Source organism: Microbulbifer sp. (genome assembly GCF_051659245.1).
GTDB lineage: Bacteria > Pseudomonadota > Gammaproteobacteria > Pseudomonadales > Cellvibrionaceae > Microbulbifer.
Window position 1 is genome coordinate 1 of the sequence record NZ_JBOFOC010000078.1, and the last position, 24,853, is coordinate 24,853.

Here is a 24,853-nt window from a genome sequence, read left to right on the forward strand (position 1 = left end):
CAAATCCTGATCGCGGCCATGGGCCGCTCCTACAACAAGATGAGAACAACGGAGGTAACAAGATGAAAAAAACTCTTTACGCCCTCTCCCTGCTCCTCCCCATGCTCGCCCAGGCTGAAACCCTCTATATGGCCGGCGATTCCACCATGGCGTTCAAACCGGTCAAGGACCACCCGGAAAACGGTTGGGGCATGCCCTTCTCGCTGTTTTTCAATGAAAGCGTCAAAGTGGAAAACCGCGCGATGAACGGCCGCAGCACCCGCACTTTTATCGAGGAGGGGCGCTGGGGAAGTATCGAAAAATCCCTGCAGCCCGGGGATTTCGTCGTCATCCAGTTCGGCCACAACGACGAGTCGGAGAAGAAGAAGGATCGCTACACTCCTCCGGAACAGTACAAAGCCAACCTGGCCCGCTTTATCCGCGAAACCCGCGCCAAGGGCGCCACGCCACTGTTGATGAGCCCGATCACCCGGCGCTATTTCAAGGAGGACGGCACCATCAAACACACCCATCCCTACGCTCCCTTGAGCCGGGAAGTGGCCAAGGAAGAGAAGGTGGATTTTATCGACATGGAAGCCATTACCCGCGAACACTTCCAGCAACAGGGCGACGAGAACTCCGCCCTGCGCTTCCTGCACATACCGCCGGACACCCATCCAAACTACCCTAACGGCGTACGCGACGACACCCACCTGAATCAATTGGGCGCGCGGGAAGTTGCACAGCTGGCACTAAGGGAAATGAAAAAAATGGGCCACCCACTGGCAAAAAAATTACGCGAACCGGAAGCCAAGCACCTGACGTTCAGTTATTGATCGGGACTCGGGACTCGGGACTCGGGACTCGGGATTCGGGGTTCAATATGATCGTTCGCTGTAGGAGCGGCCCATGGCCGCGATCGACATCCGCTACGAAGCGAGGCAGATTGCGGCCATGGACGGATGGCCGCCCCGCCGTCCCCACAAGGTGATGGCCCCCCCTGGGACCGCGGAGCTCCAGCTCCGCAAGTGGGCCGCAGGCCCGCCCCCGGGCTACGATAGAACTTGGGAAGCAACACCATGCGATATCTGATTATTGCCATCACGGCGCTCTTCTTCTGCAACGTCAGCATCGCCCAGTCCGACTACCACGCGGTAGTGGACCCGCAATCCCCAATCACAAAGAACACCTACCACACCATCGGCGCAGCTCTCGAAGCCGCACCCGCCGCCGCGGAGAAACCCCATATAATCTATATCCGCAACGGCCACTACCGCGAAAAACTCACCGTGGACAAACCCAACATCACCCTGCTGGGTGAGAACACGGACAATACGGTAATCACCTACGACGCCTACGCCGGCCAGAAAATGCCCGGCTCGGACGAAACCTGGGGCACCTTCCGCTCCGCCACCCTCTCCGTATACGCACCCGGCTTTCGCGCGGAAGACCTCACCATAGAGAACAGCTTCGACTTCCTCGCCAACGACGCCCTGGAGCCGGATGCCACGGAAAAAGTACGCGGCACCCAGGCGGTGGCCCTCACCCTTGCCCAAAACAGCGACCGCGCCGCCTTCCGCAACGTGCGCCTCTCCGGGTACCAGGATACCCTCTACGCCAACAGTGGCCGCAGTTATTTCCTCGACAGCGAAATTCTCGGCAATGTGGATTTTATTTTCGGCGCCGGCACTGTGCTGTTTGAAAACAGCGATATCATCAACCGGCCGCGGGCCAGGAAGATGGGCACCACCGGCTACGTCACCGCGCCCAGCACCAATATCGGCAACCCCTACGGACTGGTATTCCTCAACTGCCGCCTGTTGAAGGAAACCGGCGTACCGGCGGATTCAGTGCCCCTGGGCCGCCCCTGGCACCCCACCACCACCTTTGCCGACGGCCGCTACGCGGACCCGGATGCGATAGGCGCTAGCGTATTTATCGGTACCTGGATGGACGACCATATCGCCCGCGACGGCTGGGCTTCGATGGGCGGCACCAGCCGTGACGGCGGCAAGCGCACCGTTTTCGAGCCGGAAGGCGCGCGCTTTTACGAATACCAAAGCCGCGGCCCTGGCGCCGCCGTCAATACCAAACGGCGCCAGCTCAGCGATGAGCAGGCCGTAGAATACACCCGGGAAAAAATCCTCGGCGACTGGTTGCGGCCCTTTAAAGAGCCCTCCTCTGAATAACAGCGACAACCAGCCATGAAACGATTACTACAATTCATCGCCCTGGCCTGCAATCTGCTGGTTGCCGTGGCCCCAGCCGACGCCACCACCCGGGAAAAGGCCGTAGACCCGGAGGATAAAAGCCTCACGCTTTGGTACGAAAAACCCGCGGAAAACTGGTCCCAGGCCCTGCCGGTTGGGAGCGATGATCTACGTCGGTGTGGTTCGCGAGGAGCTACAGCTCAACGAGGACACCGTGTGGGCCGGGGGGCCCAATAACAACGTCAATGAAGACTCAGCCCCTTATGTCGGCAAGGTAATCGAGGCTTCCACCGCCTCCACCTGGATCTGGGAACTACGGAGGCAGCGGCCCTGCCCACAGACAAGCGCGTTGAGAACTTCGCCAAAACCCAAGATCCGGAGCTGGCCGCGCTCTATTTCCAGTTCGGGCGCTACCTGCTGATCTCCAGCTCCCAGCCAGGCACCCAGCCGGCCAACCTGCAGGGAATCTGGAACCGCCACCTCAATCCACCCTGGGACAGCAAGTACACGGTAAACATCAACACCGAGATGAATTACTGGCCCGCCGAAAGCACCAACCTGTCGGAACTGCACCAGCCGCTCTTCTCCATGCTTGAGGATCTTTCCGTAACGGGCCGGGAAAGCGCCAGTAAAATTTACGGCGGCCGCGGCTGGATGATGCACCACAACACCGACCTCTGGCGCATCACCGGCGAGGTCGACGGGGGCTTTTACGGCCAGTGGCAGGGCGGCGGCGCCTGGCTGAGTCAGCATATCTGGCAACACTACCTGTATACCGGCGACAGGGAATTCCTGCGCAAGTATTATCCGGTACTGCGCGATGCCGCTCTGTTCTTCGCCGATACCTTGCGCAGGGAACCAGAGTCAGGCTGGCTGGTAGTCGCACCCTCGAATTCTCCCGAGAACAAGTATCTGGGTGGCGAACCCCGCGTATCGGTTTCCGCCGGGACCACAATGGACAACCAACTGGTATTTGATCTTTTCTCCGCGGTAATCGATGCCTCGGCGGTTCTGGACGTCGACCACCGCTTCGCCAAAGAGCTGGCCGACAAGCGCGCGCAGTTGCCGCCGATGCATATCGGCCGCTTCAGTCAATTGCAGGAATGGCTTTGGGACTGGGACAACCCCGAGGACCGCCACCGGCACGTTTCCCACCTGTACGGTGCCCACCCCGGCAACCTGATTTCCCCCTACCGCACCCCCGAGCTTTTTTCAGCGGCGAAAACCTCCCTGGAACACCGCGGGGATGTTTCCACCGGCTGGTCCATGGGCTGGAAGGTAAACCTGTGGGCCCGGTTCCTGGATGGCAACCGCGCCTATAAACTGCTGCAGGACCAGCTGACCCTGGTGGATGAGCGGGAAGACAAGGTCAATAAACGGGGCGGAACCTATGCCAACCTGTTCGACGCCCATCCCCCCTTTCAGATCGACGGCAATTTCGGGGTCACCGCCGGTATTGCGGAAATGCTGGTGCAGAGCCACGACGGCGCCATCCACCTGCTGCCCGCCCTGCCCGATGCCTGGCCGGACGGCAGCGTGAAGGGATTGGTGACCCGCGGCGGTTTCGTGGTGAATATGAGTTGGAAAGAGGGCGCCGTTGAAAGCCTGGAGGTCACCTCCCGACTGGGCGGCAACTGCCGCTTACGCCTGCACAGCCCCCTGCGGCCCGCGCAAAGCCTGGAACTCCGCGAGCCGGGGTCGGAAAGCACCAACCCCAATCCGTTCTTCTCGGTACCGGCCACCGCGGCCCCGGTAATTTCACCCCTGGCCAGTCTGCAGAAGGTGATTTTGCCGGATACCAAGCTGATCGAGTTTTCCACTACCGCCGGCGAAAGCTATCGCTTTCGCGCGCCGGAAGGAAAACTTGCCAGGCGGAAATAGGGGAGCAGTTAGGGCCGCCGGGCTGTTCTTCACGCAATTCTTACTTCCTCAAATTTCGGGCTTCAGAGATGGGCCGGGGACTGGTACTTGGTAATGGGTGGCCAGCTGTGGGAGCCGGCCCTGCTGGCGAGAAGGCCACTGCGCATAGCAGTATTGTTCTCATCTGCAGGGCAGCCGTAGGGTGCGCCGTGCGCACCAAAAGTCTGAGACCCCCACCAGTCCTGGAGCGGTGCGCACGGCGCACCCTACGGCTGTCCCGGAAGCGTTGCCACGCCAATAGTGGACGGCAGTCAATTGTAGTGATTCTCTCTGGTCTATGCTTGGGCGGATGACACATCGCTCCCTCCGACAAGGGACTGACAAAGTGGGACAGCCCCCACAATCCAACGACCTCGTGTGTAACTTCGCGCCGGAGCGGCTTTACAGTATTCCTTTCAAGAACTAGCCTCTCAAACCCAATTTGGTTGGGCTAAATTTATCTTGACATGCCAGCGGTATAGCGAGGAAGTCACGGATTACTCACCCCGACAGTCCCCTCTCCCCTTTGGGGAGAGGGGAGAGTAATTACCAATCAACAACAACAAAATGGAGCGATGAAAACAATGATCCGACCAAAGAAAAAGGTCTTGGGGCTTGCACTACTCCTGTTCGGCTCTGTGAGCCTGCAGGCACAAACGGGCGATAATCTTTCCATCGGTGCCGGCGCTGACGGCTCATCAAAGCTCAGCGGCACCAGTTACGGTAACGTTATTGACGGCGACACCGGCACCTACTGGATACCTGACAGTTCAACCGGTCGCGTATCCGTGAAGTGGCCTTCGGCAACCACTGTCAGCAGCGCGGTGATTCGGGAAGCCGAAGGCTTCGCGGGCAATATCGGTTCATGGCGGATGGTCAACCACAGCACCGGCGATGTGCTCGCAAGCGGTGCGGGTGCGGGCACAATCAACTTCAGCAGTACCAGCCTCACCAAGCTGAATTTCGAAATCCTGAGCAGCAACGGCACGCCAGCGGTTGCCGAGTTCGAAACCTATGAAAGCGGTTCATCCGGCGCCACCGGAAACGTAAACCTGGCGGTGAGTGTTTCCGGCGCCGATGCGACTCTGAACTGGGATGTCAGCAATATCGATATCTCCTACCAGTCGGTTTACCGCGACACCGACTCCAACCCGCAGGGTCGCACCCGCATCGTCGCCAATGTCGCGGGAAACAGCTACACCGACCGCGACCTGGCCGATGGCACCTATTACTACTGGGTCAAAGTCGTTGACACCAGTGGTAACGTCTTCAACTCCAATGGCGATGACGCGGTTATCGCCGCCACTACAGCGCTGACCCTTCAGGAAAGCGACGGTTTCTGTTCGGTGGACGGTTCAATAGATAGTAATCATGCTGGTTTCACCGGCAGTGGATTTGCCAATACGGATAACAAACTTGGCGCGAGCGCTACCTACAGCATTAATGCGGACTCGGCGCAGAGCGTGCAGGTCGATATTCGATATGCTTCGACCAGTAATCGCCCGGCAGACATCGAGGTGAACGGTTCCGTAGTGGGTACGGTTGATTTTACTTCCAGTGGGGCATGGACAAGCTGGACCACCGAAGGCGTTACTGTTCCCTTGCAGGCAGGTGAAAATACCATCAGGTTGGTTGCGCAAACCGCAGATGGATTACCCAATATCGATTCCCTGACTGCCGTTGGCGTCAGTTTGCTTCCGGGGGCCTGTGGTGTTGGACCTGACCCTGCTGACTGTAATGATGTCACAGGTGTGCCGGTCATAACGGTCGCTAAGGACGGCAGTGGGCAGTACAGCACGGTGCAGGCTGCGATCAACAGTGTTTCATCCTCGAATAGCCAGCCGACACACATTCGCATCAAGCCCGGCGTCTACTATGAAAAACTCGTTATCGACCGGCCGAACCTGACCCTGTGCGGTGAAACCGGGAAAACCGCTTCGACCGTTCTGACCTATGACGACACGGCGGACACACCCGACGGAAACGGAGGCACCCTCGGTACTTTCGGTAGTACGAGTGTTGCTATTAAAGCGGACGATATTTCGGTGGAAAATATCACCATGGAAAACAGCCATGGCCCGGGAATCCAGGCGGTTGCCGTACGGATTACGGCGGATCGTGTGCAATTCCGCAATACCCGCTTTCTCGGCAACCAGGATACGCTCTATGTGCACAGTGGATCCCAGTACTTCAGGGACTGTTATGTCGAGGGAACTGTCGATTATATTTTCGGCCGCGCCGCGGCGGTCTTTGATAACTGCCGGATTCACAGTGTAGGCAACGGCACGGCGATTACCGCACCCAGCACGGAACAGGCAGAGCCTTACGGTATCGTCTTTCTTGGCGGGCAGGTGACAGCTTCTTCCAATGTCAGCAACGGCAGTGTTGCACTCGGCAGAAACTGGCGCCCCTACGGTTCGGCAACCTATCTGGGAGTAGATCTGGGTGCGCATATTTTGCCTGAGGGCTGGAGACCCATGGGCGGCAACACGCTCGACACTGCGCGTTTTGCCGAATATGAAAATACCGGTCCCGGCGCGGATACCTCACGACGGGTGCCCCAGTCCAGGCAGCTGTCCTTTGCGGAAGCAGCAGACTACACCGTGGAAAACATCTTTGGCGCCTGGGTACCGAGCTATAGTGGCAGCAGTGTTAACAGCGCCCGCGTCCCCCTATTGCCACAGGAGGGCAACCCGGTACACAGCCGCTTTAACCGATATCTGACTGAGTGGAGCCTGAGCACCAATCAGGCGGATATCATTCTCTCTTATCAGTACGACAACGGCGGCTGGCCGAAGAACCAGTCCTACAGCAGCATGGGCAGCGGCGGCACCGGTCCCGCCACCATTGATAACGGTGCGACCACGCTGGAAATGACCTACCTGGCGGAAATGTATAAACGCACGGGCAATACCACTTACCGCGATTCCGTCAGAAGAGCCATGGATTATCTGTTGGAAGCGCAATATTCCACAGGCGGCTGGCCGCAGTTTTATCCTTTAAAGGGCGGCTACGCGGATCATGTCACCTTTAACGATGACGCCATGACGCGTGTTTTGACTGCGCTATATCATGCGGAGAAGGGTTCAGCGCCTTTTGATACGGATATTTTCAACAGTAGCGACCGAGCGGAATTCCGGGCTGCCATTGACAAAGGGGTGGAATATGTCTTGCGCGCACAGTGGAGGCAAAACGGTGTATTGACAGCGTGGTGCGCGCAGCACGGGGCAACGGATTATTTACCGAAGGCCGCGCGCGCATACGAACTTGAATCACTCAGTGGCAGCGAATCGGTTGAAATCATCGGGTTCTTGATGACTCAACCGCAAACGCCGGAAATTGAAACTGCAGTGAAAGCTGCTCTGGCTTGGTATCGCAGCCCGAATACCATTCTGAAAGATTACACCTACGACAAATCCACCGCAGAAAAAATCGTTTCCTCACCTGGCGACAGAATGTGGTATCGCTTTTACGACCTCGACACCAACGAAGGTTTCTTCAGTGATCGCGATGGCGGAAAGTATTACGACATCATGGACATCTCGGAAGAGCGCCGCGAAGGCTATAGCTGGGGCGGAAGTTATGGAGAAAAAATAATATCCTATGCCGGGAGTGTAGGTTACTGATAAATAAAATACCTCTGGCTCGGCAAATGCCGAGTCACAGGAAACTCTGTCGAAAGCCGCTTTCAAAAGCGGCTTTTTATTACCTGGGTGTAACTGCTCTCCCCTCTCCCGCTTGCGGGGGAGGGGCCGGGGGAGGGGGACTGTCGGGGTGAGGTGGCCTCCTTGAACCGCGAGGCCATCAACCCGTCTATGGCGGGCTAGTGCCCATCAAGGCTGGAAGATGAGCAAGTCGCTGCGCTCCCCGATCCTCGCTGCAGGGTGCGCCGTGCGCACCATCCCAGAGCTGACGTGGACTCCACTCTCCATGGTGCGCACGGCGCACCTGCGTCCGAGCTTATAGAGACCCTCCATTACTCCTTATTCCTGCGCCCGGTATAGAACCGGCCACTCGGACGACTCCACAGGTTCACCCCCGCATTCGCGGGCCCGGAACTCGACGAGTTGAAATGTGCCGGCACGCCAGAGCCACTTGCCCATGGAGCCGCAATCGCCAATCCCGCGGGCTTTGTTGAAGCTGGTCAATACACCACTCTCCGGATTGAATGCGGCATTGACCAGGACTTCCGTTCGTGTGCGTTTGCCATCCGGCAGGTATTCATCAAACGTAACCAGTTGCGGCTCCTCGCCTTTCGCCCCCGTCACGAAAACCAGGCTGCCGAGATTGTAGGCGCCGGCCCAGCAGGGGACGATATGAAGTAGCCGGCCGGCGCCCAGGGGATGGGTCGTCGGCTCAAGCCCTTCCGGGAGCTCTTCGTGTCGGCATTCCCCATGACTGTCGCGAAGCTCGGCGGGGAATCCATCGGTGGAAGCGCTATCGGCCTTGTCCATTGGATTGACGTAAGTGGCTGCAACGACCGCTGCGGCCACTACGATGACGATGACAAGAGCGAAGTTTCTGTTGGAAATCATGAAGTTACGGATCCAGGTATCCCGATTCGGGAGCGGCTATCGAACTCAAGTTTCGGGGTTCAACCGTAGGGTGCGCCGTGCGCACCGCTCCAGGCCGGCGGGCCCGGGGCTTTCGGTGCGCACGGCGCACCCTACGGCTGTCCCGGAAGCACTCCCCCGGCTTTCGCCTTTGACAGGACCCTCGAATCCCGAAACTTGAGTATCGAATTTAGTGGGCACAGGCCTTAGAATGAAGGCTGCCAGGCTCCGTGGAATATAAAGATGAAACAAAGCGATTCACCCAATATACCGGTTCCCAACCTTGGGGTTGCATTGATTCCCATCGTGCTGACCATCGGATTGCTTGGTATTCAGATTTTCTACTACGATGACTTTACTCCGCATATCGCCTTGGCGCTGGGTTTCGCCATTACCGCATTGGTGGGCTGGTTTCAGGGCTATCGGTGGAAAGATATTGAATCCGGTGCCTTCCATGTGCTGCACGTTGCAATGCCCGCTGTCGCCACGCTGATTCTGGTGGGAATGTTGGTGGGGACATGGATTTCCAGCGGCACGGTGCCACTGCTGATCTACTATGGGTTGGAATTGATCAACCCTGCCTGGTTTCTCGCGGCATCCATGCTGCTGTGTTCCGTGGTTGCCGTGGTTATCGGTTCCAGTTGGACAACCGTTGGGACTGTCGGTCTCGCGCTTGTTGGAATCGGGACTACATTCGGCATTCCCGTTTACTGGACCGTGGGTGCGGTGGTATCGGGGGCTTTCTTTGGGGACAAGGTTTCTCCCCTGTCGGACACGACGAACCTGGCGGCCGCCGTTACCGAAACCAATGTGTTTGATCATATTCGCAACATGATGCCCACTACAATCCCGGCAATGATTATTGCCTTTTGCATTTATTTGATTGTGGGTGGGGAAGCCAATGTCGAAGCGGCGCAACTGGCGCAAATTGAGCAACTTAAAGCGGGGCTGAAAGCCCATTTTGATATGGGGTTCCTCCCGGTAATACCCTTGCTGGTTCTAATGGGGCTGGCATTCTTTAAAGTATCACCGATTCCCGCTTTATTTATTGGCTGCTGCTTTGGGGCATTGGTGGCGGTTATCAACTACGGCTACAACCTGCACGACGTGCTGACGATCGCCCACAGTGGCTTCAAAATTTCCAGTGATTCAGAGTCGCTGAACACTTTGTTGAACCGGGGCGGCGTCACTTCAATGACCTGGGTGGTGACTCTGATTATGTTTGCGCTGACCTTTGGCGGCGCCCTGGAACGCACCCGCTGCCTGGAATCGGTGGTTGGGGCCATTATGCGCTTAACCAGGGGTTTTCGCGGTTTGCAGACAAGCGCCATCCTTACATCTATCGCCACTAATGTGGTGTCGGGTGATGTCTATCTGTCCATCGCGCTTCCCGGCCGCATGTATGGTCCCGAATACGACAAAATTGCCTACAGCCGGCTCAACCTGTCCCGCGCGATTGAGGAGGGTGGGACACTGATTTCACCGTTGATCCCCTGGAATGCCGGCGGGGCGTTTGTCATAGGTGCCCTCGGGCTGAGCATGGGCGCGGGGGATTTCAGCGCATTGCTGTATATACCGCTGTCGTTTGCCTGTTGGCTGTCCCCTGCAATTGGCATTTTGTACGCACAGACCGGTTGGTTTTCCAAACGCGCAGAGGCAACGGCTCCCCGGACTGCAGCAACCCCTCAGTCGGATGACTATGTTGTAAAAACACCTAAGGAGACGTCTGATGCAGGGCTGGGGCTGTGACGGCACAGCTGGCGCCCAGGCTAGCCCGCATTTCTCACAAAGAGCCGCAGTAGGAGATTTGTGAGAAATGCGGGCTAAGACGGTTGCCATTGTCGGCGCAGGGGTGGTGGGGCTCTGTACGGCATTGGAGGCCCAGCGAAAGGGCTACAAAGTAACTCTTGTAGACAAGGGTGCACCGGGACTGGGTGCTTCCTTTGGTAACGCCGGCTATCTTGCAACGGAATTGATCGATCCATTGTCGACGCCGAAAACGCTGCGATCAGCCCTGCCCATGTGGGCTAACCCCTATGGGCCATTGTCATTACCGCTTGCCTATATCCCCCGAATAATACCCTGGTTGATGCGGTTTATCCGGGCCGCCCGCCCTGCCGCCGTTGAGTCTGGCCGCAGCGCCCTGCAACAGCTCAATCAAGCCGCGGTGCCGGCCTGGAAGCGGTGCCTGGCGGATATCCAGGCCGGGGAGCAATTGGTGCACTCGGGATATCTGCTGGTATGGGAGTCACCGGAAAAATTGGAGGAAGCCAGGCAGCACGCCGCCTATCTGTCACAGTGGGGCGTTAGATCGGAACTGGTCGATGGTGAGAGGCTGGCACAACTGGAACCTGAACTGGCGGAGAACATCAGTCACGCCTTATTTTTCCCCGAAGCCTGCCGGGTCAGAGATCCCTATCAGCTGTGCGGAATACTGTTTTCCGCTTTCCAGGCCCGGGGCGGAACCTTTGTACAACAGGCGGTTGACGCCTTGTTGCCCGATACGAAGGGTATAACCCTGCAGACATCGACAGCGCGGCTCGCGTTTGATTATGCCGTGGTTTGCGCCGGGGCGTGGAGCAAATCCTTGCTGGAAAGCGTCGGTTTACACATTCCACTTGAAGCCGAGCGGGGCTACCAACTGACCTTCAATGCACCGCATGTCACCCTCAATCACCCGATAGGATCCGCGGAACGCCGTTTTGTGATGACGCCTCTCGACTCCAGTTTGCGGGTGGTTGGTATAACCGAACTGGGGGGGTTAAAGCTCAAGCCGTTTAAACGGCGCTTTGCTGCGCTCTACCATCACTGCCGCAAACTCCTGGGGGGGCTGAACGATCCATTCGTGCAGGTCAGCGAGTGGATGGGGCATCGCCCCACGCTACCGGATTCACTGCCTGTCATCGATAGGCATCCGCGGCATCCGCAACTGTTGTTTGCTTTTGGTAATCAGCACCTGGGGCTGACCCAGGCAGCCGTCAGCGCGGAACTGGTCGTGAGCCGGTTAACGGGAAAAAATCCCACGGCCATTGATGCCGCGCCGTTTAGCGTTGACAGGTTTTAGAGGTATCGGCAAGTCTGGGACAAAAAAAGGCGCCCCGAGGGGCGCCCAATAGATCCTGCGAGAGAGGAATTACTGTTGACCGGCGCCGGTTCGGCATTGGCCGTGGCTGGGCATATGGCCGTCGATCATCGCTGAACGGTTGCTTCAGACTTTGGCCTGCCCGCCCCCGAAATTGGCAATACCAAAATTTCAAAAAGGTTAGTCAGGTGGTAAATTTTTGTAAAGCCTTTTATTGGACGGAATGTGCGAAAAGGCAGGAAAGCTAAGAGGGTCGCGTCCTGGCTCACGGTAACAGGTTGATTCTGATACCAATGGCGCAAACAGAATCTGGCGTCTAGTCTTCGTAGAGTGGCGTATTTTTCGCCCGACACCTTATCGATTGACACCGATTGACTAGTAGTTCCGAGAGAGGTAGACCATGACCAAGGCCGCCAAGAGAGAAGTGCACCGGAAAGAGCCCCCGCAGCTCAAAACCCCCACCGCCCTGGGCGAGAGTGCAAGGGAGGATATCGCCGGGGCGGTGAATGCCCTGCTCGCCGACACTTTTGCGCTCTATATGAAGACAAAGAACTTTCACTGGCATGTAAGCGGTCCCCATTTCCGGGATTATCACCTGCTGTTCGATGAGCAGGCGGGGGAGATTCTGGAGATGACCGACGAACTGGCCGAGCGGGTGCGCAAGCTCGGCGGCACCACCCTGCGCTCCATTGGCCAGGTCGCCAAGCTGCAACGGAGTTCGGACAACGACGCGGACTTTGTCGATCCGCAGGACATGCTGGCGGAGTTGCGCGAAGACAACCTGACGCTGGCCGAACGCCTGCGGGAGACTCACGAATTGTGCGACGAGCACCGGGATCTGGGCACCAACAATCTGTTGGAAGAGCTGATCGACCAGGCCGAAGAACGCGCCTGGTTCCTCTTCGAAGCCAGTCGCGAGGGCCCTGTAATCCGACACTGACGGGCGTGGCGGCTGCGATACCAACAAGGAGTAGTATGAGACACCACACTGGTATGTCACAGCGGGATGACCTTCTGCTCTGGATCGGCGGCCGCTATACCCCCGCCCGCGGCGGGAACTTCTTCGATACCCTGAACCCCGCCACTGGCGAGGTGATCTGCCGGGTCGCCGAGGCCAGCGCCGAGGATGTGGACCTGGCGGTGGAAGCCGCGGCGCGGGCGCAGCCCGAATGGGCCGCCATAGGCGGCGCCGCGCGTGGCCGGATACTGGCGCGGGCCGCGCAGTTGCTGCGCGATCACGGTGACGAACTGGCGCGCCTGGAATCCCTGGACGGCGGCAAGCCGGTGGTGGAGACCCCGGAGGCGGACGTAGGCTCCGCCGCGGACTGCCTGGAGTTCTTCGCCGGCCAGGCCTCCTCCCTGGCCGGGGAATACCAGCCGGTCCCCGGCGGTTTTTTCTATACCCGCCCGGAACCCCTGGGTATCTGCGCCGGCATCGGCGCCTGGAACTACCCGCTGCAGATTGCCGCCTGGAAGTCCGCGCCGGCCCTGGCGGCGGGCAACGCGATGATTTTCAAGCCGGCGGAACTGACCCCGCTGTCCGCATTGCGCCTGGCGGAGCTGTTCCGCGAGGCGGGCCTGCCGGACGGGATTTTCAATGTGGTACAGGGGTTCGCCGAAACCGGCCGTGCACTCACCCGTCACCCGCACATTGCCAAGATCTCCCTTACCGGAAAGGTGGACACCGGCAAAGCGGTGATGCGCGACGCCGCCGAGGGCCTGAAGGCGGTGACCCTGGAGCTGGGGGGCAAGTCGCCGCTGATCGTGTTCGAGGACGCCGACCTGGACAATGCCGTGGGCGCGGCCATGCTGGGTAACTTTTACACCCAGGGGCAGATCTGCACCAACAGCACGCGGGTATTTGTGCACGAGTCGGTCAAGGATGCCTTTGCGGAAAAACTGCTGGTGCGCACCGCCAAGCTCAAGGTGGGCGACCCCCTGGACCCGGCTACCGACGTGGGGCCTCTGATCAGTACTGAGCATATGCAGGGTGTCCTGAATTACATCGACAAGGGCCGTCAGGAGGGCGGAAAACTGCTGATCGGTGGGGGCAGGGCCGAGGTGCCGGGCTTCGAAGGGGGGAATTTTGTCGAGCCCGCCATCTTCGACGGCCTCGATGACGATATGACCATCGTGCGCGAGGAGATCTTCGGGCCGGTACTGTCGCTGCTCAGTTTCCGCAACGAGGACGAGGTGCTCGCGCGGGCCAACGACACCGCATTCGGCCTCGCCGGCGGGGTGTTTACCCGCGATATCCAGCGCGCCCACCGGGTGGTGGACAATCTGGACGCGGGTATCGTGTGGATCAACCACTACAACCTGACCCCGGTGGAAATGCCCTTCGGCGGATTCAAGCAGTCCGGTATCGGCAAGGAAAACAGCCGCAGGGCCCTTGAGCACTATACGCGGCTGAAAACCGTGTATGTGGCGCAGGGGGATGTGGAAGCGCCGTATTGAATACCGAATACAGGGGCAACCCCATTCCCATGTAGGAGCGGCCCATGGCCGCGATCGATCTGTGGGATGGCACCTTGTTGGATACCCCGCTCGCGGCCATGGGCCGCTCCTACAGGGATTTGCTTTGCCTGAAGGTGCAGGGAGGGTTGGGGTCGCTCCCTGGGAACGCCGAGCTCCAGCTCGGCAACGGGCCGAAGGCCCGCATGAATAAAAATTCCGGGCTTTGCCGGCTATTCCGATCGCGGCCATGGGCCGCTCCTACAAAATCTTCGAAATTAATTTACTTCGGCGGCCGATCCGGTTCCCTTTCTCTCTGGGTATTTTGCCAATTCTCTGCCACGTAGCTCTCCGCGGAAGAAGGCTCCAGTAGCTTTTTTCCCAGAATATGATCCGCCGCTTTCTCTGCGATCATAATCGTCGGCGCATTGATATTGCCGTTGGTCAGCGTGGGCATGATGGAGGAATCCACCACGCGCAGGTTTTCCACCCCGCGCACCCGGCACTCCGGGTCCACCACCGCCATGTCGTCGGTGCCCATGCGGCAGCTGCCGGCGGGGTGGTAGGCGGTCTCGCAGCTCTCCGCCAGCCAGTTGTCGATCTCGTCGTCGCTCTGCACCTCCGGCCCGGGGGATATTTCGCGGCCGCGGTAGGGGTCCATGGCTTTTTGCGCGAAAATCTCGCGGGTGAAATGCAGGCCGGCGCGGAAGGCCCGTTTGTCCTCTTCGTGGGCAAAATAGTTGAACACCATCTCCGGCGGTTCCTCCGGACTGGTGGATTTCAGCTTTACCCAGCCGCGGCTCAGGGGTTTGTTCGCCCCCAGGTGCACCTGGAAGCCGTGCCCCTTCACCGCGCTGGAGCCGTCGTAGGCGATGGCGCCGGCGAGAAAGTGATACTGGATATCCGGGTACCTGAGGCCGGCGCGGCTGCGGATATAGCCGTTGGATTCGAAGTGATTGGAAGTGCCGAGGCCGCGCTTGAAGAACAGCCAGTTGGCGCCGATCCAGGCCTTGGCCAGTGGATTCAGCCAGCCGTTCAGGGTGATTTTCTGCGTGCACTCCTGCTGCACCCAGCATTCCAGGTGATCCTGCAGGTTCTGGCCCACCCCGGGGAGGTCCTGTATCACCTCGATGCTGTGCTCCTTCAAATGCTCCGCCGGGCCAATGCCGGACAGCATCAGCAGTTTGGGGGAGTTGAATGAACTGGCGGATAGGATGACTTCTTTTTCCGCCTTTGCCCGAAAGGTTTTACTGCCCTGACGGTATTCCACGCCCAGGGCTTTTTTCCCCTGCATGATCACCCGGGTGGTGAGCGCGTGCATTTTCAGTTCGAGATTTTTGCGCGGGTACGCCGGCTTTAAATAGGCCAGCGCAGTGGAGCAGCGCACGCCGTTGCGCACGGTCATATCCATGCGCCCGAAGCCCTCCTGGCGGTAGCCGTTGTAGTCCTCGGTGAAACCATAACCCGCCTGTTTGCCCGCTTCGATAAAGGCGCGGTACAGCGGGTTTTTCATATTGTTGCCGTTGCAGGTGGTCAGCGGTCCCTCGGTGCCGCGGTATTCGTCGGCGCCGTAAACGCAGTCCTCGGCGCGTTTGAAATAGGGCAGCACGTCCGCATAGCCCCAGCCGGTCGCGCCCTGTTCCACCCACTCCTCGAAATCCCCTGCGCAGCCGCGCACATACACCATGCCGTTGATGGAGGAAGAGCCGCCGATCACCTTGCCGCGGGCCTGGTGGATGCGCCGCCCGTGCAGGCCGGGTTCCGGTTCGCTGTAAAATCCCCAGTCGAAGCGCGGCATATTCAGGGGAATGGAAAATGCTGTGGGCATTTGGATATAGATGGAATTGTCCTTGCCGCCGAACTCCAGCAGCAGCACGGTATTTTTGCCGTCTTCACTGAGGCGGTTGGCGAGCACCGCACCGGCGGAACCGGCGCCGACGATAACGTAGTCGAATGCGTGGTCGAAACGGATTGCGTTCATTACCGGTTTCCTATGTCGGGCCGGGTTGGCCCTCTTCCCCCGGCGTGCGGGCGGCCCGCTCGCGGCGTGTATACAGGTACTGCAGATGGGCTTCGAAGTGGTCGATGATATCGCCGATGACCTGGTCGCGGGTGTAGCCCATCAGGTCGTAGGTGAGGCCGCCCTCGCGCAGGTGTGGCTCCAGGCGGTAGTAGCTGGAGCGCGGTTTTTCCGCGAGCAGGGTAAAGGCGGGCATGGAGCATTGGCGCGGCCACACCTGGTAGGTGAAATCCACTTCCTCTCCCAGGTCCACGTCCAGCTTCAGGTGCAGATCCTCACCGGTTCCGCCGCTGATCCGGACGGGATAGCCCTTTTCGGTGAGCTCCTCCTTCACCGCTTCGAAAGCCGGCTGCACTTCGCGCTGGATATACTGCTCCACCTGCTTCAGGGAGGGGAAGCTTATCGCCCGCGACAGCCGTTGGGCCCAGTTGCTGGGGCCTTCCCGGGAGACGGTGCGGCCCGACAGGTGGCCGGAGAGAGCCTCCTGCATGCTGGCGGATTTCAGCCCCTCCAGACTCAGCGCCCTGTACAGGCTGAGCATGATCAGGATCAGCACGATGGCGAATGGCAGGCCCATGATCACCACCGCGCTCTGCAGCGCTACCAGTCCGTCGGCCATCAGCAGCGCCACTGTCACTATGCCGATGATCGCCGCCCAGGTGATGCGCATCCACGGCGGTGCATCGTGGTTCGGGTCCTTTAGGCGGCTGGTGAGGTTGGACAGTACCAGCGAACCGGAATCCCCGGAGGTGACGAAAAACACGATGGACAGGATGGTGACTGAAATGGTGGTAATCAGCACCCAGGGCAACTGTTCCAGGAAAAGATAGATCGCCGAGCCCGGGCGAGCCATCGCCTGTTCGCCAAATCCGGTGGCGCCGCCCATCACCATGTCGATCGCCGAGTTGCCCATGATCGCCATCCACGCGGCCATAAAGGTGAATGGCAGTATCAGGGTGCCGGCGACGAAGGCGCGGATGGTGCGCCCGCGGGATATCCGCGCGAGGAAGAGCCCCACAAAGGGCCCCCAGGCGATCCACCAGGCCCAGAAGAACACCGTCCAGGCGTTCAGCCAGTCGGTGGGCGGGTCGAAGGCGTAGGTGTTGAAGGAGAGCTCCATGAAATGCTGCAGGTAGTCCCCCAGGTTGGTGACAAAGGCGTCGAGCAGGAAGCGGGTCTTGCCGCTGACCAACACGAACAGCATCAGCAGCACCGCCAGCAGCATATTGAACTCCGACAGGCGGCGGATACCCCGCTCCACCCCGGTGGCGGCGGAAATGGCGGAAAACAGCACAATCATCACCGCCAGCGCCGCCTGGGTGGCGGTGCCCTCCGGAATCCCGAACATATAATTGAGGCCGAAATTGAGCTGGATAATGCCGATGCCCAGGCTGGTGGCCACCCCGAATACCGTGCCCAGCACCGCGGCGATATCCACCGTGTTGCCCACCGGTCCGTAGATACGCTTGCCGAACAGCGGATAGAGCGCGGAGCGGATGGTGAGCGGCAGCCCGTGGCGGTAGCTGAAGAAGGCCAGTGCCATACCCACCAGGGTGTAGACCCCCCAGCCGGACAGCCCCCAGTGCAGGAGGGTCAGTTCCATCGCGTGGCGCGCCGCTTCCACGGTACCCCCCTCCATATCCGGGGGCGCCAGGAATTGGGTCACCGGTTCCACGATGCAGTAGAAGATAAGATCGATGCCGATACCGGCGGCGAACAGCATCGCCGCCCAGGTGACCACATTGAACTCCGGCTCCGCGTGGTCCGGCCCCAGCTTGATATCGCCGAACTTGGACACCGCCACTACGATCACGAACACCAGGTAGGCCACTACCGCGAGAAAATAGAACCAGCCGAAGCTGCTGGAAATCCACGACAGCACCAGGCCGATCACCTCGTTGGCCTGCTCGGTAAAGAACATGACCCAGAGGGAGAAGAGCACTATGCCGATCACCGAGCCGTAGAACACCAGCGGCTTGATATGGGCTTCCTCTGTTGTGGCTTTGGACGTCTCTGGTGAGGGCTTCTCGGCGTGCATGGCGCTTTCCTTTGCCGTGATCCGTTGATGGACGGTTCACTTTTGCGGGTTACCGCATAGGATAGACGACTGGTAAACGAGTCACGCTTCGCCGCCTTCGAGGCGGCCGACATCATCCGGGAGACTTGGCACCTTCGCAGTGATTCTGGCAACCTTGTCAGGTCTTCTCGCATGGAGCTGAAGCATGTCAGAGGTCCTGATTCCCTTCGCCATCCACCGCGATAACCACATGGTGGAGGTCTTCGACGTTCCCCGTGGTCGGGACTGTAACTGCCGTTGTCCGTCATGCGGGCAAGGTGTGATTGCGCGTCACGGACAAAAGACCGTCTGGCATTTCGCACACGACCCCAAGGCTGATGACAAACCGTATCAGGCCTGCGAACTCTCGTTCTTCAGTTGTTGCAGGTTGTACTTGATTGAGCGGGCCCTCGCCGGCGAGCTAAGCAGCCTCTCTCTACCCGAGCTGGTGGTGGCCGAACGCATCGGCAAATACCGCCCGATACTGAAGAAAGGCCGGGTTAACCGGGCTCAGAAACTGGAGATTTCCGAGTATCGAACCGATGGCCCCTTCGATCTGCAGGCCAGACTCGGTAACCACACACTGGCTATATACATTGACTACCCTGGCCGCTTACCGCCGGATCTCCCGGAAGATGAGTTCACCGGGGTCCTTGCTGTCGATATAACCCAATTGGAGGCCCGGTATCGTCGAGGTCCCGAACGCCAGAAGCGTATACTTCCGGTCCTTCAATCCCTTTTCAGCGACTCACCGGATTGGCCCGAGAGTATTTACTGGCTGTACCATCCCCGTACCGAGGCAGTGCGTGCGAAACTGCGCAATGCCCTCTTGAAAGAGTATGACCCCGCAAAAGATCAACCTTGTTTCACATCCCAGTCCCGGCGTCGAGTTCCAGGGTTCAATCCTGCCCCTCCCAAGCCACCGCAGCCAGTGCAGATTCGTGAAAGTGGTCCATCTGGCGTTTTCCGTTGTCTGAAGTGCCAAAGCAAATGGAAGGGGCGCAAGTTTCTCCACGCTACATGCGATTCCTGCCGGACTCACCTGTACAGCCAGTTTCACGAGCATCAAATCCCTGACCGATCAGTCTAAGCTTGAGTTGTTCATATTTGAACAAATATCTATAATCCGTATAGATATGAACGTCCGAGGTGGATGATGTCTCTTTCGCAACCTGCCCCTCAGAAGATATCTACAGCTGCCATGGCCGCTGCCGGCCTGCAGTTCTTTTTCAATGTCACCGGCCCGGAGCACTGGAAACTGTCCCAGGACGAGCAGTGCCAGCTGCTCGGCATCAGCTCCCGGACCACGCTCCATGCCTGGAAAAAGAAGGTGGAGAGCGGTGCTCCCGTGCAGCTCAGCCATGACACCCTGGAGCGGCTCAGTCTCCTGATGGGGATTCGCAAGGGGGTGGAGATCCTGGAGGAGCGCCGCGACTGGGACGAGTATATGCGCCGGCCCAATCGGGCCTTTGGAGGTCAGTCCGCCCTGCAGCGCATGCTCGCGGGCAATGTCTCCGATTTGTTGGACGTGCGCCGGTACCTGGACAGCTGGAGAGGCGCGCATTTTGGCTAAGCGGGACTATTCGCGCATGGATGCGCCCACCTACCGCATTATCCCCAGCTGGTATCCCCCGATTCAGCTTTTCGAGTCCCTGGTGGACCCGGAGCATCTGGATGCTGCTTATGCCCTGGAATCCATGACGAATGACCGGTTGCGAGACGAGGTTGGTGAAATCGCTTTGGTTCCTCCCGAGGACCGGGTTGTGGGCCCCGGCACTTCCCCTATCATGGCGGCCTTCACCCATATCGGGATGGCATCGCGATTCACTGACGGGAGTTTTGGGATCTACTATGCCGGACTGAGCTTCGAGACTGCAGTAGCCGAGAGTATGCACAGCCAGCGCCGGCGAATGGAGGATACAGAGGAACCTCCGCGACAGCTCACCATGCGTTGTTTCCGCTGTACGGTGACTGCAGACTTGGTTGACGCGAGAGGGATTGCCGACCTGCACACGCCGGATTCGTGGAACGCAGGCCAGGCGTTCGGCCGCGACTGCAGGGACCGCTCGGAGTTCGGAATTCACTACCGGTCAGTCCGCTACGATGGAGGTGAGAGTGTCGCAATACTCCGCCCGCCGGCTCTCATCCCCCCGGCCGTCCAGACGCGACATTTGGCCTATCACTGGGATGGCGAGAGATTCACGGGCTTCAGTTATATGCAGGAAGGTCAGTTGTAACTTCAGCGGATAGTGTTCTTGGGGTCATAAGTTGTCCGGTTTTTGAGGCCACAGTTTGACGAGGCAAAAATCGGTTGCTCGCAAATAAACTCACTATCACGCCGCGCTCGCTCCGCCAGGGTTCACTGTCCCTCACCGACCACCTTCTTGGCATCGGGCCCGGAAATTCCCTTTTGGACGGCTTTCACCTGGGCGGCGGGCGACAAGAAGGTGATAGGGTCTTGGTGCAGAACCTCGGCGGCCTGTTCATAACTAAGGACGGCGGTCGTCACTCTACCTCGTGAGAGGTTTTGGTACTCATATTGACAATCATGGCTGCAGCTATACAGGTCGCCAGTCCCGAGAAAACCCTCTTCCCGGCCGCGGGCATCGGCAAGCGGCAGCTTCTCTACTACCCGCTCGCCTTTGCCCCCAACCGCTGCAGGAGCTGCGCAACCGGCCGCTGGCGTTGTTGCGCTGCCCGGATGGCGCGGGCGAGCACTGTTCTCTACCAGAAGCACTGCCCCTGTGGGCGCTGCTGTGCGCGTACGTGGAGGTGGGAAAAGCAGTCTGAACATAAAATGACCAATCCAGATAACTTGCTGAAAAATAAAGATATATTTGTTCTTTTGGGGTGGGGAAATATCTTTTGGCGGGTTTGGTTTGCGTGGAAGATGGGGACTTTGCAGTGGAATAAAATATAACATATATACACTATTTTTTCTTCAAATCTATTCTATATATGCTATGGTTTGGGTTTTTATCTAGTTGGTATATGTTATGTCCTGGGATAAAGAGCTGAATCTGCAACACATGGACGAAACCGTTGCTGCAGTCAAAAGAGCAAAGATCGCACGTCCGGCGACGGGTTGGTTGAAGGCCATCCGCTGCGCCCTTGGGATGAGCACGCGCTCCCTGGGAGAGCGGATCGGCCTGTCTCAGGCGCGGGTGAGTGGTATCGAGAAGGGGGAGATTAACGGAGTCCTGACTCTTAACACCCTGGAAAAGGTGGCTCAGGGACTGGGCTGCCGGGTCGTATACGCGCTGGTGCCAGAGTCGGAGTCTCTGCAGGCTATGCGTGAAGACCAGGCTATGAAGAAGGCGCGAGCTTTGAATCGGTATGCTGAACGCCACATGGAATTGGAAGATCAAGGGACCGAGGCCAGCTTCCGGGAAGATGCCACCCGAAAGCTCGCCGAGGAGTACCTTAGGACTTGGCCGAGGGATTTCTGGGATGATTAACGATGACCTCCCGGTTGGAGCCACACCGCTCACGCCTGACGACTCGAAAGGTCTGATCCCATCGGGTATCTCAACTCGCGGCCAGCTCGACCAGTTTGAATCCCGGAATATCCAGCAGGCGTTGTCGTGGGCGTTTCGCGGCAATCGGGCGCCGGACAAGGTATTGACCCTGGATTTCTGTCAGTCGCTACACAAGCGGATGTTTGATAAGACCTGGCAATGGGCTGGCCTGTTTCGTCGGTACGAAGTGAACATTGGCAATACACCCCCGCTGCAGGTTCCTATGAGCCTGCGCAACCTGTGTGACGATGCCAAGGTGTGGGTAGAGTGTGACACTTACCCGCGAGAGGAGCTTTGCGTTCGATTCCACCACCGTATGGTATGGATTCACCCCTACCCCAATGGCAATGGTCGCCATTCCCGGATCATGGCTGACATTCTGGCGAAAGCGCTGGGCTTGCCCATTTTCACCTGGGGGAGCGCCAATTTAATGTGGCCGGGTAAAAGCCGGATTGATTACATTGCCGGGCTGCAGGCCGCGGATGCGGGGGATTACGGCCCACTGATGGCGTTTGCGCAATCCTGAAAATTCTTTTCCCCTTTCTATGGGTTGGCGAGGAAGCCCCACCAGTCAGGTGGAAGGTACCCGTCTGCGTTTGCTATGCGGCCAATGTGGACGGGCTTCGGTCCCAATAACAGGAGGGAAGGCAAATACCTGGCCCTGCGGGAAGGGGGGGCATTTGGGATACCCTATGCGACCAATGTTTGGCCAAAGCGGACAAACTTAGGTCTCAATACACACACACTTTTTGCTTTGGATTTGGGTGGTGGTGGGCCCTCCGGGACTTGAACCCAGGACCTGCCGATTATGAGTCGTGAATCGTGTGCTACAGGCTGAAATGCAATGCAATGAAATACAAGCCTAAATAGTTGAAATTCAAGCGTTTTTACCACTCCCGTTTATTTCACCTCATTGCAAACAACCGCACTAAGTTGCACACTAACAGCACCCATAACAGCACCCATGGGAGGGGCAGGGAAATGGCGCTAACTGATCGGCAGGTCCTGGCGGCGAAGCCCAGGGCCAGCAAGTACGAGCTCACCGATGACACCCGCGAGCGAGGTGTCGGCCGCTTGGTGGTGAGGGTTCACCCTTCCGGGGCTAAGTCGTTTGAGTACAAATACGCATGGGAGGGTAGACGCAAGTACATACAGATCGGCCGGCACCCGAGCATGAGACTGGCGGACGCGCGGGAGGCTATCAGACCGCTGGCGGCACAGGTGAAAGCCGGTATTGACCCCAAGGAGGAACTCGAGCGAGAGCATCGCGAAAAAGCGGAGACGGCGCGCAGGGAGGCCAGTCGCGGCGACTTGGAACAGCTCTTCAGGGCCTACACAGCGCACATGAAGAAGAACGACAAGCGCACCCATCAAGCTGTGCTCTACTCCCTGGAGAAGGAGGTGTACCCGGTGATCGACAAGAGCACCAAAGCCAAGGACGTGACCCGCGATGATGTTAAACAGGTACTGGCCCGGATGATCCAGCGCGGCGCGGCGACCCAGTCAAACCGAGTGCGCAGCTACCTGATGGCCGCGTTCAACTACGCCCTCAAACACGACAACGACCCCGCCAGCGAGGCCGGGGGAGTTACCTTTGCGGTGGAGCACAACCCCGTTGTGGGTATTCCCAAGCAAACGTCCGCCGAGCGCGTGGGAGATAACCACCTCACCCTGGATCAGGTGCGCATCCTACTGGCTGAATTCGTCCACACTCCTAAGGTTGGCGAAACCGTGGCTGCACTGCTGAAGCTGTGTTTCTACACTGGTGGGCAGCGCCCTTATGAGCTGGCGGCCAGCAGGTGGGAGTCGGTCAACTGGGAAGAGAAGACGCTGCTGATTACCGCGGACATCTCGAAGAACAAGCGCGAGCACCTTGTTCCGCTCACCAAGAGCGCCATGGTGATGCTCAGGGATATGCACAGCCGTGCCGCAGACAATCGCTTCATCTTCCCCCACGGCCACGACAAGACGCGCCATATCCGTACTGACAGCCTGGCGCAAGCCATTGCCCGGTTCCGAGCTGCGCACCCTGAGTTCGCCGGATTCATACCTCGAGATATTCGGCGGACCTGCAAGACGCTCTTAGGCGAGTTGGGGGTGTCGAAACTAATCCGAGACATCCTGCAAAATCACGCCCTGCAGGATGTGTCTGCCAAGCATTACGACCGGTACAGCTACCTGCGAGAAAAGCGGGGCGCCCTGGATAAGTGGGAGCGGCGGCTTAGCGGTGTTCGTGACAATGTGATCGAGATGGAGGTGACCGCATGATCGACGAATTCGATACGCCTACACATAAGCGGATAGGCTTCCTGTTAGATGAGTTCATCTTCGGCCCCGCCGGAGACAGGGAGCACCTAAACCTAGACGATAGCGATGACCTGCTCGCTAGGATAACCAACATATTGGCGGAAGAGTGCGGGCATAGAGTTGTATTTCGAGATGCCGCACGGGATCTATTTCGATACGGGATGGACGAGGCAAGAGCATTAGCCGGTAGAGACGAGGACACTCGCGAGTCGGTGGAGTTCATGTTGGGCAATATAACTATGGGCATGGTATGTCTGATTAATGAGGTGGTCTGTGCCAATACTCAGGAAGAGCGTACCAATAATGTACGAACCAGCAACCACGCGAAGGGTGAAGCCAAGAAAGCATTGATACCCATTATTCAAAGGAAAATCCGGGATGATGTGGACCAGAATTATAGAATCGGAAGACTTCTTGACGAGTGTTTTAATGAACTGAAAGGTACCGAACACGAACCGATTTTGCCTCAGTCACAACAATCGAAGCGCCGGTGGGCAAGGGAATTGAAGTCGGATATGGGGCTTTCAATCCCTGAATATATGAGCCGACCGGGCAAAAAATAGTGTAAAGAAGTGTAAAGATTAAACCCATCAACCGAACGGTTAAACATATCAACCGGCCGGTTGATGGGAAAAGGGGGTTGTAGACTTCTAGCCGATTCGCAATACATTGGGTGACGTCATTTCAACACGAGACGTCGCCATGCAAGCTACACAAAACCATTCCACCGAAGCCGACCGGCTTCTCAAGTTAAAGCAGGCCCAAGAAATCGTGC

19 protein-coding genes and 2 pseudogenes are annotated in these 24,853 nt (G+C 58.4%); 17 read left to right on the plus strand and 4 right to left on the minus strand.

The window, feature by feature from the left end; genetic code table 11:
- Positions 1 to 62: 62 nt before the first annotated feature.
- From ACRC0P_RS07980 to pelA, 6 genes and pseudogenes are all read left to right on the plus strand, one after another.
- A complete protein-coding gene (locus tag ACRC0P_RS07980) occupies positions 63 to 815 on the plus strand; it encodes a rhamnogalacturonan acetylesterase (protein WP_438629666.1) in 753 nt (250 codons plus the stop codon).
- 243 nt (positions 816 to 1,058) lie between these two features.
- On the plus strand, positions 1,059 to 2,168 hold the full coding sequence (locus tag ACRC0P_RS07985) for a pectinesterase family protein (protein WP_438629668.1): 1,110 nt from the start codon (positions 1,059 to 1,061) through the stop codon (positions 2,166 to 2,168).
- 184 nt (positions 2,169 to 2,352) lie between these two features.
- A pseudogene (locus ACRC0P_RS07990) lies at positions 2,353 to 2,454 on the plus strand (hypothetical protein); the annotation flags it as partial.
- Between the two features lie 29 nt (positions 2,455 to 2,483).
- Positions 2,484 to 3,647: pseudogene (locus ACRC0P_RS07995) on the plus strand (glycosyl hydrolase family 95 catalytic domain-containing protein); the annotation flags it as partial.
- Positions 3,648 to 3,653: 6 nt separating this feature from the next.
- The gene (locus ACRC0P_RS08000; RefSeq protein ID WP_438629865.1) at positions 3,654 to 4,070 is read left to right on the plus strand and encodes a glycoside hydrolase family 95-like protein; all 417 of its coding nucleotides are present in this window, start codon (positions 3,654 to 3,656) and stop codon (positions 4,068 to 4,070) included.
- Positions 4,071 to 4,663: 593 nt separating this feature from the next.
- Positions 4,664 to 7,714: a pectate lyase gene (gene pelA, locus ACRC0P_RS08005; RefSeq protein ID WP_438629670.1), complete on the plus strand. Its 3,051-nt coding sequence runs from the start codon at positions 4,664 to 4,666 to the stop codon at positions 7,712 to 7,714.
- A gap of 357 nt (positions 7,715 to 8,071) precedes the next feature.
- On the opposite strand, the gene ACRC0P_RS08010 is transcribed toward pelA, so the two are convergent.
- A complete protein-coding gene (locus ACRC0P_RS08010; protein ID WP_438629672.1) occupies positions 8,072 to 8,623 on the minus strand; it encodes a DUF1176 domain-containing protein in 552 nt (183 codons plus the stop codon).
- A 261-nt stretch (positions 8,624 to 8,884) separates the two neighbouring features.
- Here ACRC0P_RS08010 and nhaC point away from each other — a divergent pair, with 261 nt between their 5' ends.
- The 4 genes from nhaC to betB all read left to right on the plus strand — a co-directional run bounded on the left by nhaC (position 8,885) and on the right by betB (position 14,180).
- Complete coding sequence (gene nhaC / locus ACRC0P_RS08015) at positions 8,885 to 10,390, plus strand: Na+/H+ antiporter NhaC (protein ID WP_438629674.1); 1,506 nt, start codon at positions 8,885 to 8,887, stop codon at positions 10,388 to 10,390.
- 67 nt (positions 10,391 to 10,457) lie between these two features.
- Positions 10,458 to 11,705, plus strand: coding sequence for an NAD(P)/FAD-dependent oxidoreductase (locus tag ACRC0P_RS08020; protein ID WP_438629676.1), 1,248 nt, complete (start codon positions 10,458 to 10,460; stop codon positions 11,703 to 11,705).
- A gap of 418 nt (positions 11,706 to 12,123) precedes the next feature.
- Complete coding sequence (locus ACRC0P_RS08025) at positions 12,124 to 12,663, plus strand: Dps family protein (protein ID WP_438629678.1); 540 nt, start codon at positions 12,124 to 12,126, stop codon at positions 12,661 to 12,663.
- A gap of 35 nt (positions 12,664 to 12,698) precedes the next feature.
- Positions 12,699 to 14,180 carry a betaine-aldehyde dehydrogenase gene (gene betB, locus ACRC0P_RS08030; RefSeq protein ID WP_438629680.1) on the plus strand — a complete coding sequence of 494 codons (1,482 nt, stop codon included), beginning with the start codon at positions 12,699 to 12,701 and terminating at the stop codon, positions 14,178 to 14,180.
- A 280-nt stretch (positions 14,181 to 14,460) separates the two neighbouring features.
- Here the strand turns inward: betB and betA are convergent, their stop codons facing one another.
- Positions 14,461 to 16,158, minus strand: a complete 1,698-nt coding sequence (betA, locus tag ACRC0P_RS08035; protein ID WP_438629682.1) for a choline dehydrogenase — start codon at positions 16,156 to 16,158, stop codon at positions 14,461 to 14,463.
- 10 nt (positions 16,159 to 16,168) lie between these two features.
- Complete coding sequence (gene betT, locus ACRC0P_RS08040) at positions 16,169 to 18,235, minus strand: choline BCCT transporter BetT (protein ID WP_438629684.1); 2,067 nt, start codon at positions 18,233 to 18,235, stop codon at positions 16,169 to 16,171.
- Positions 18,236 to 18,419: 184 nt separating this feature from the next.
- Between betT and ACRC0P_RS08045 the strand changes: the two genes are divergently transcribed.
- From ACRC0P_RS08045 to ACRC0P_RS08055, 3 genes are all read left to right on the plus strand, one after another.
- Positions 18,420 to 19,343, plus strand: a complete 924-nt coding sequence (locus ACRC0P_RS08045) for a competence protein CoiA family protein (RefSeq protein ID WP_438629686.1) — start codon at positions 18,420 to 18,422, stop codon at positions 19,341 to 19,343.
- A 111-nt stretch (positions 19,344 to 19,454) separates the two neighbouring features.
- Complete coding sequence (locus ACRC0P_RS08050; protein ID WP_438629688.1) at positions 19,455 to 19,826, plus strand: MbcA/ParS/Xre antitoxin family protein; 372 nt, start codon at positions 19,455 to 19,457, stop codon at positions 19,824 to 19,826.
- Entirely contained in the window at positions 19,819 to 20,490 is a 672-nt protein-coding gene (locus tag ACRC0P_RS08055) for an RES family NAD+ phosphorylase (RefSeq protein ID WP_438629690.1), read from the plus strand. Before ACRC0P_RS08050 ends, ACRC0P_RS08055 begins: the two co-directional genes overlap by 8 nt.
- A 122-nt stretch (positions 20,491 to 20,612) precedes the next feature.
- Here ACRC0P_RS08055 and ACRC0P_RS08060 read toward each other — a convergent pair whose 3' ends face one another.
- Positions 20,613 to 21,176: a hypothetical protein gene (locus ACRC0P_RS08060; RefSeq protein WP_438629692.1), complete on the minus strand. Its 564-nt coding sequence runs from the start codon at positions 21,174 to 21,176 to the stop codon at positions 20,613 to 20,615.
- Positions 21,177 to 21,249: 73 nt separating this feature from the next.
- Here ACRC0P_RS08060 and ACRC0P_RS08065 point away from each other — a divergent pair, with 73 nt between their 5' ends.
- From ACRC0P_RS08065 to ACRC0P_RS08080, 4 genes are all read left to right on the plus strand, one after another.
- On the plus strand, positions 21,250 to 21,711 hold the full coding sequence (locus ACRC0P_RS08065) for a mobile mystery protein A (protein WP_183463750.1): 462 nt from the start codon (positions 21,250 to 21,252) through the stop codon (positions 21,709 to 21,711).
- Positions 21,704 to 22,297, plus strand: coding sequence for a mobile mystery protein B (locus tag ACRC0P_RS08070; protein ID WP_438629694.1), 594 nt, complete (start codon positions 21,704 to 21,706; stop codon positions 22,295 to 22,297). Before ACRC0P_RS08065 ends, ACRC0P_RS08070 begins: the two co-directional genes overlap by 8 nt.
- 455 nt (positions 22,298 to 22,752) lie before the next feature.
- Entirely contained in the window at positions 22,753 to 24,039 is a 1,287-nt protein-coding gene (locus ACRC0P_RS08075) for a tyrosine-type recombinase/integrase (RefSeq protein WP_438629696.1), read from the plus strand.
- The gene (locus ACRC0P_RS08080) at positions 24,036 to 24,641 is read left to right on the plus strand and encodes a hypothetical protein (RefSeq protein WP_438629698.1); all 606 of its coding nucleotides are present in this window, start codon (positions 24,036 to 24,038) and stop codon (positions 24,639 to 24,641) included. Before ACRC0P_RS08075 ends, ACRC0P_RS08080 begins: the two co-directional genes overlap by 4 nt.
- The last annotated feature ends 212 nt before the right edge of the window (positions 24,642 to 24,853 follow it).

Coding starts and splice junctions, on each gene's coding strand:
- ACRC0P_RS07980 (WP_438629666.1), top strand. CDS start 63: ATGAAAAAAACTCTTTACGCCCTCTCCCTGCTCCTCCCCATGCTCGCC.
- ACRC0P_RS07985 (WP_438629668.1), top strand. CDS start 1,059: ATGCGATATCTGATTATTGCCATCACGGCGCTCTTCTTCTGCAACGTC.
- ACRC0P_RS08000 (WP_438629865.1), top strand. CDS start 3,654: ATGCTGGTGCAGAGCCACGACGGCGCCATCCACCTGCTGCCCGCCCTG.
- pelA (WP_438629670.1), top strand. CDS start 4,664: ATGAAAACAATGATCCGACCAAAGAAAAAGGTCTTGGGGCTTGCACTA.
- ACRC0P_RS08010 (WP_438629672.1), bottom strand. CDS start 8,623: ATGATTTCCAACAGAAACTTCGCTCTTGTCATCGTCATCGTAGTGGCC.
- nhaC (WP_438629674.1), top strand. CDS start 8,885: ATGAAACAAAGCGATTCACCCAATATACCGGTTCCCAACCTTGGGGTT.
- ACRC0P_RS08020 (WP_438629676.1), top strand. CDS start 10,458: ATGCGGGCTAAGACGGTTGCCATTGTCGGCGCAGGGGTGGTGGGGCTC.
- ACRC0P_RS08025 (WP_438629678.1), top strand. CDS start 12,124: ATGACCAAGGCCGCCAAGAGAGAAGTGCACCGGAAAGAGCCCCCGCAG.
- betB (WP_438629680.1), top strand. CDS start 12,699: ATGAGACACCACACTGGTATGTCACAGCGGGATGACCTTCTGCTCTGG.
- betA (WP_438629682.1), bottom strand. CDS start 16,158: ATGAACGCAATCCGTTTCGACCACGCATTCGACTACGTTATCGTCGGC.
- betT (WP_438629684.1), bottom strand. CDS start 18,235: ATGCACGCCGAGAAGCCCTCACCAGAGACGTCCAAAGCCACAACAGAG.
- ACRC0P_RS08045 (WP_438629686.1), top strand. CDS start 18,420: ATGTCAGAGGTCCTGATTCCCTTCGCCATCCACCGCGATAACCACATG.
- ACRC0P_RS08050 (WP_438629688.1), top strand. CDS start 19,455: ATGGCCGCTGCCGGCCTGCAGTTCTTTTTCAATGTCACCGGCCCGGAG.
- ACRC0P_RS08060 (WP_438629692.1), bottom strand. CDS start 21,176: ATGTTATATTTTATTCCACTGCAAAGTCCCCATCTTCCACGCAAACCA.
- ACRC0P_RS08065 (WP_183463750.1), top strand. CDS start 21,250: ATGTCCTGGGATAAAGAGCTGAATCTGCAACACATGGACGAAACCGTT.
- ACRC0P_RS08070 (WP_438629694.1), top strand. CDS start 21,704: ATGATTAACGATGACCTCCCGGTTGGAGCCACACCGCTCACGCCTGAC.
- ACRC0P_RS08075 (WP_438629696.1), top strand. CDS start 22,753: ATGGCGCTAACTGATCGGCAGGTCCTGGCGGCGAAGCCCAGGGCCAGC.
- ACRC0P_RS08080 (WP_438629698.1), top strand. CDS start 24,036: ATGATCGACGAATTCGATACGCCTACACATAAGCGGATAGGCTTCCTG.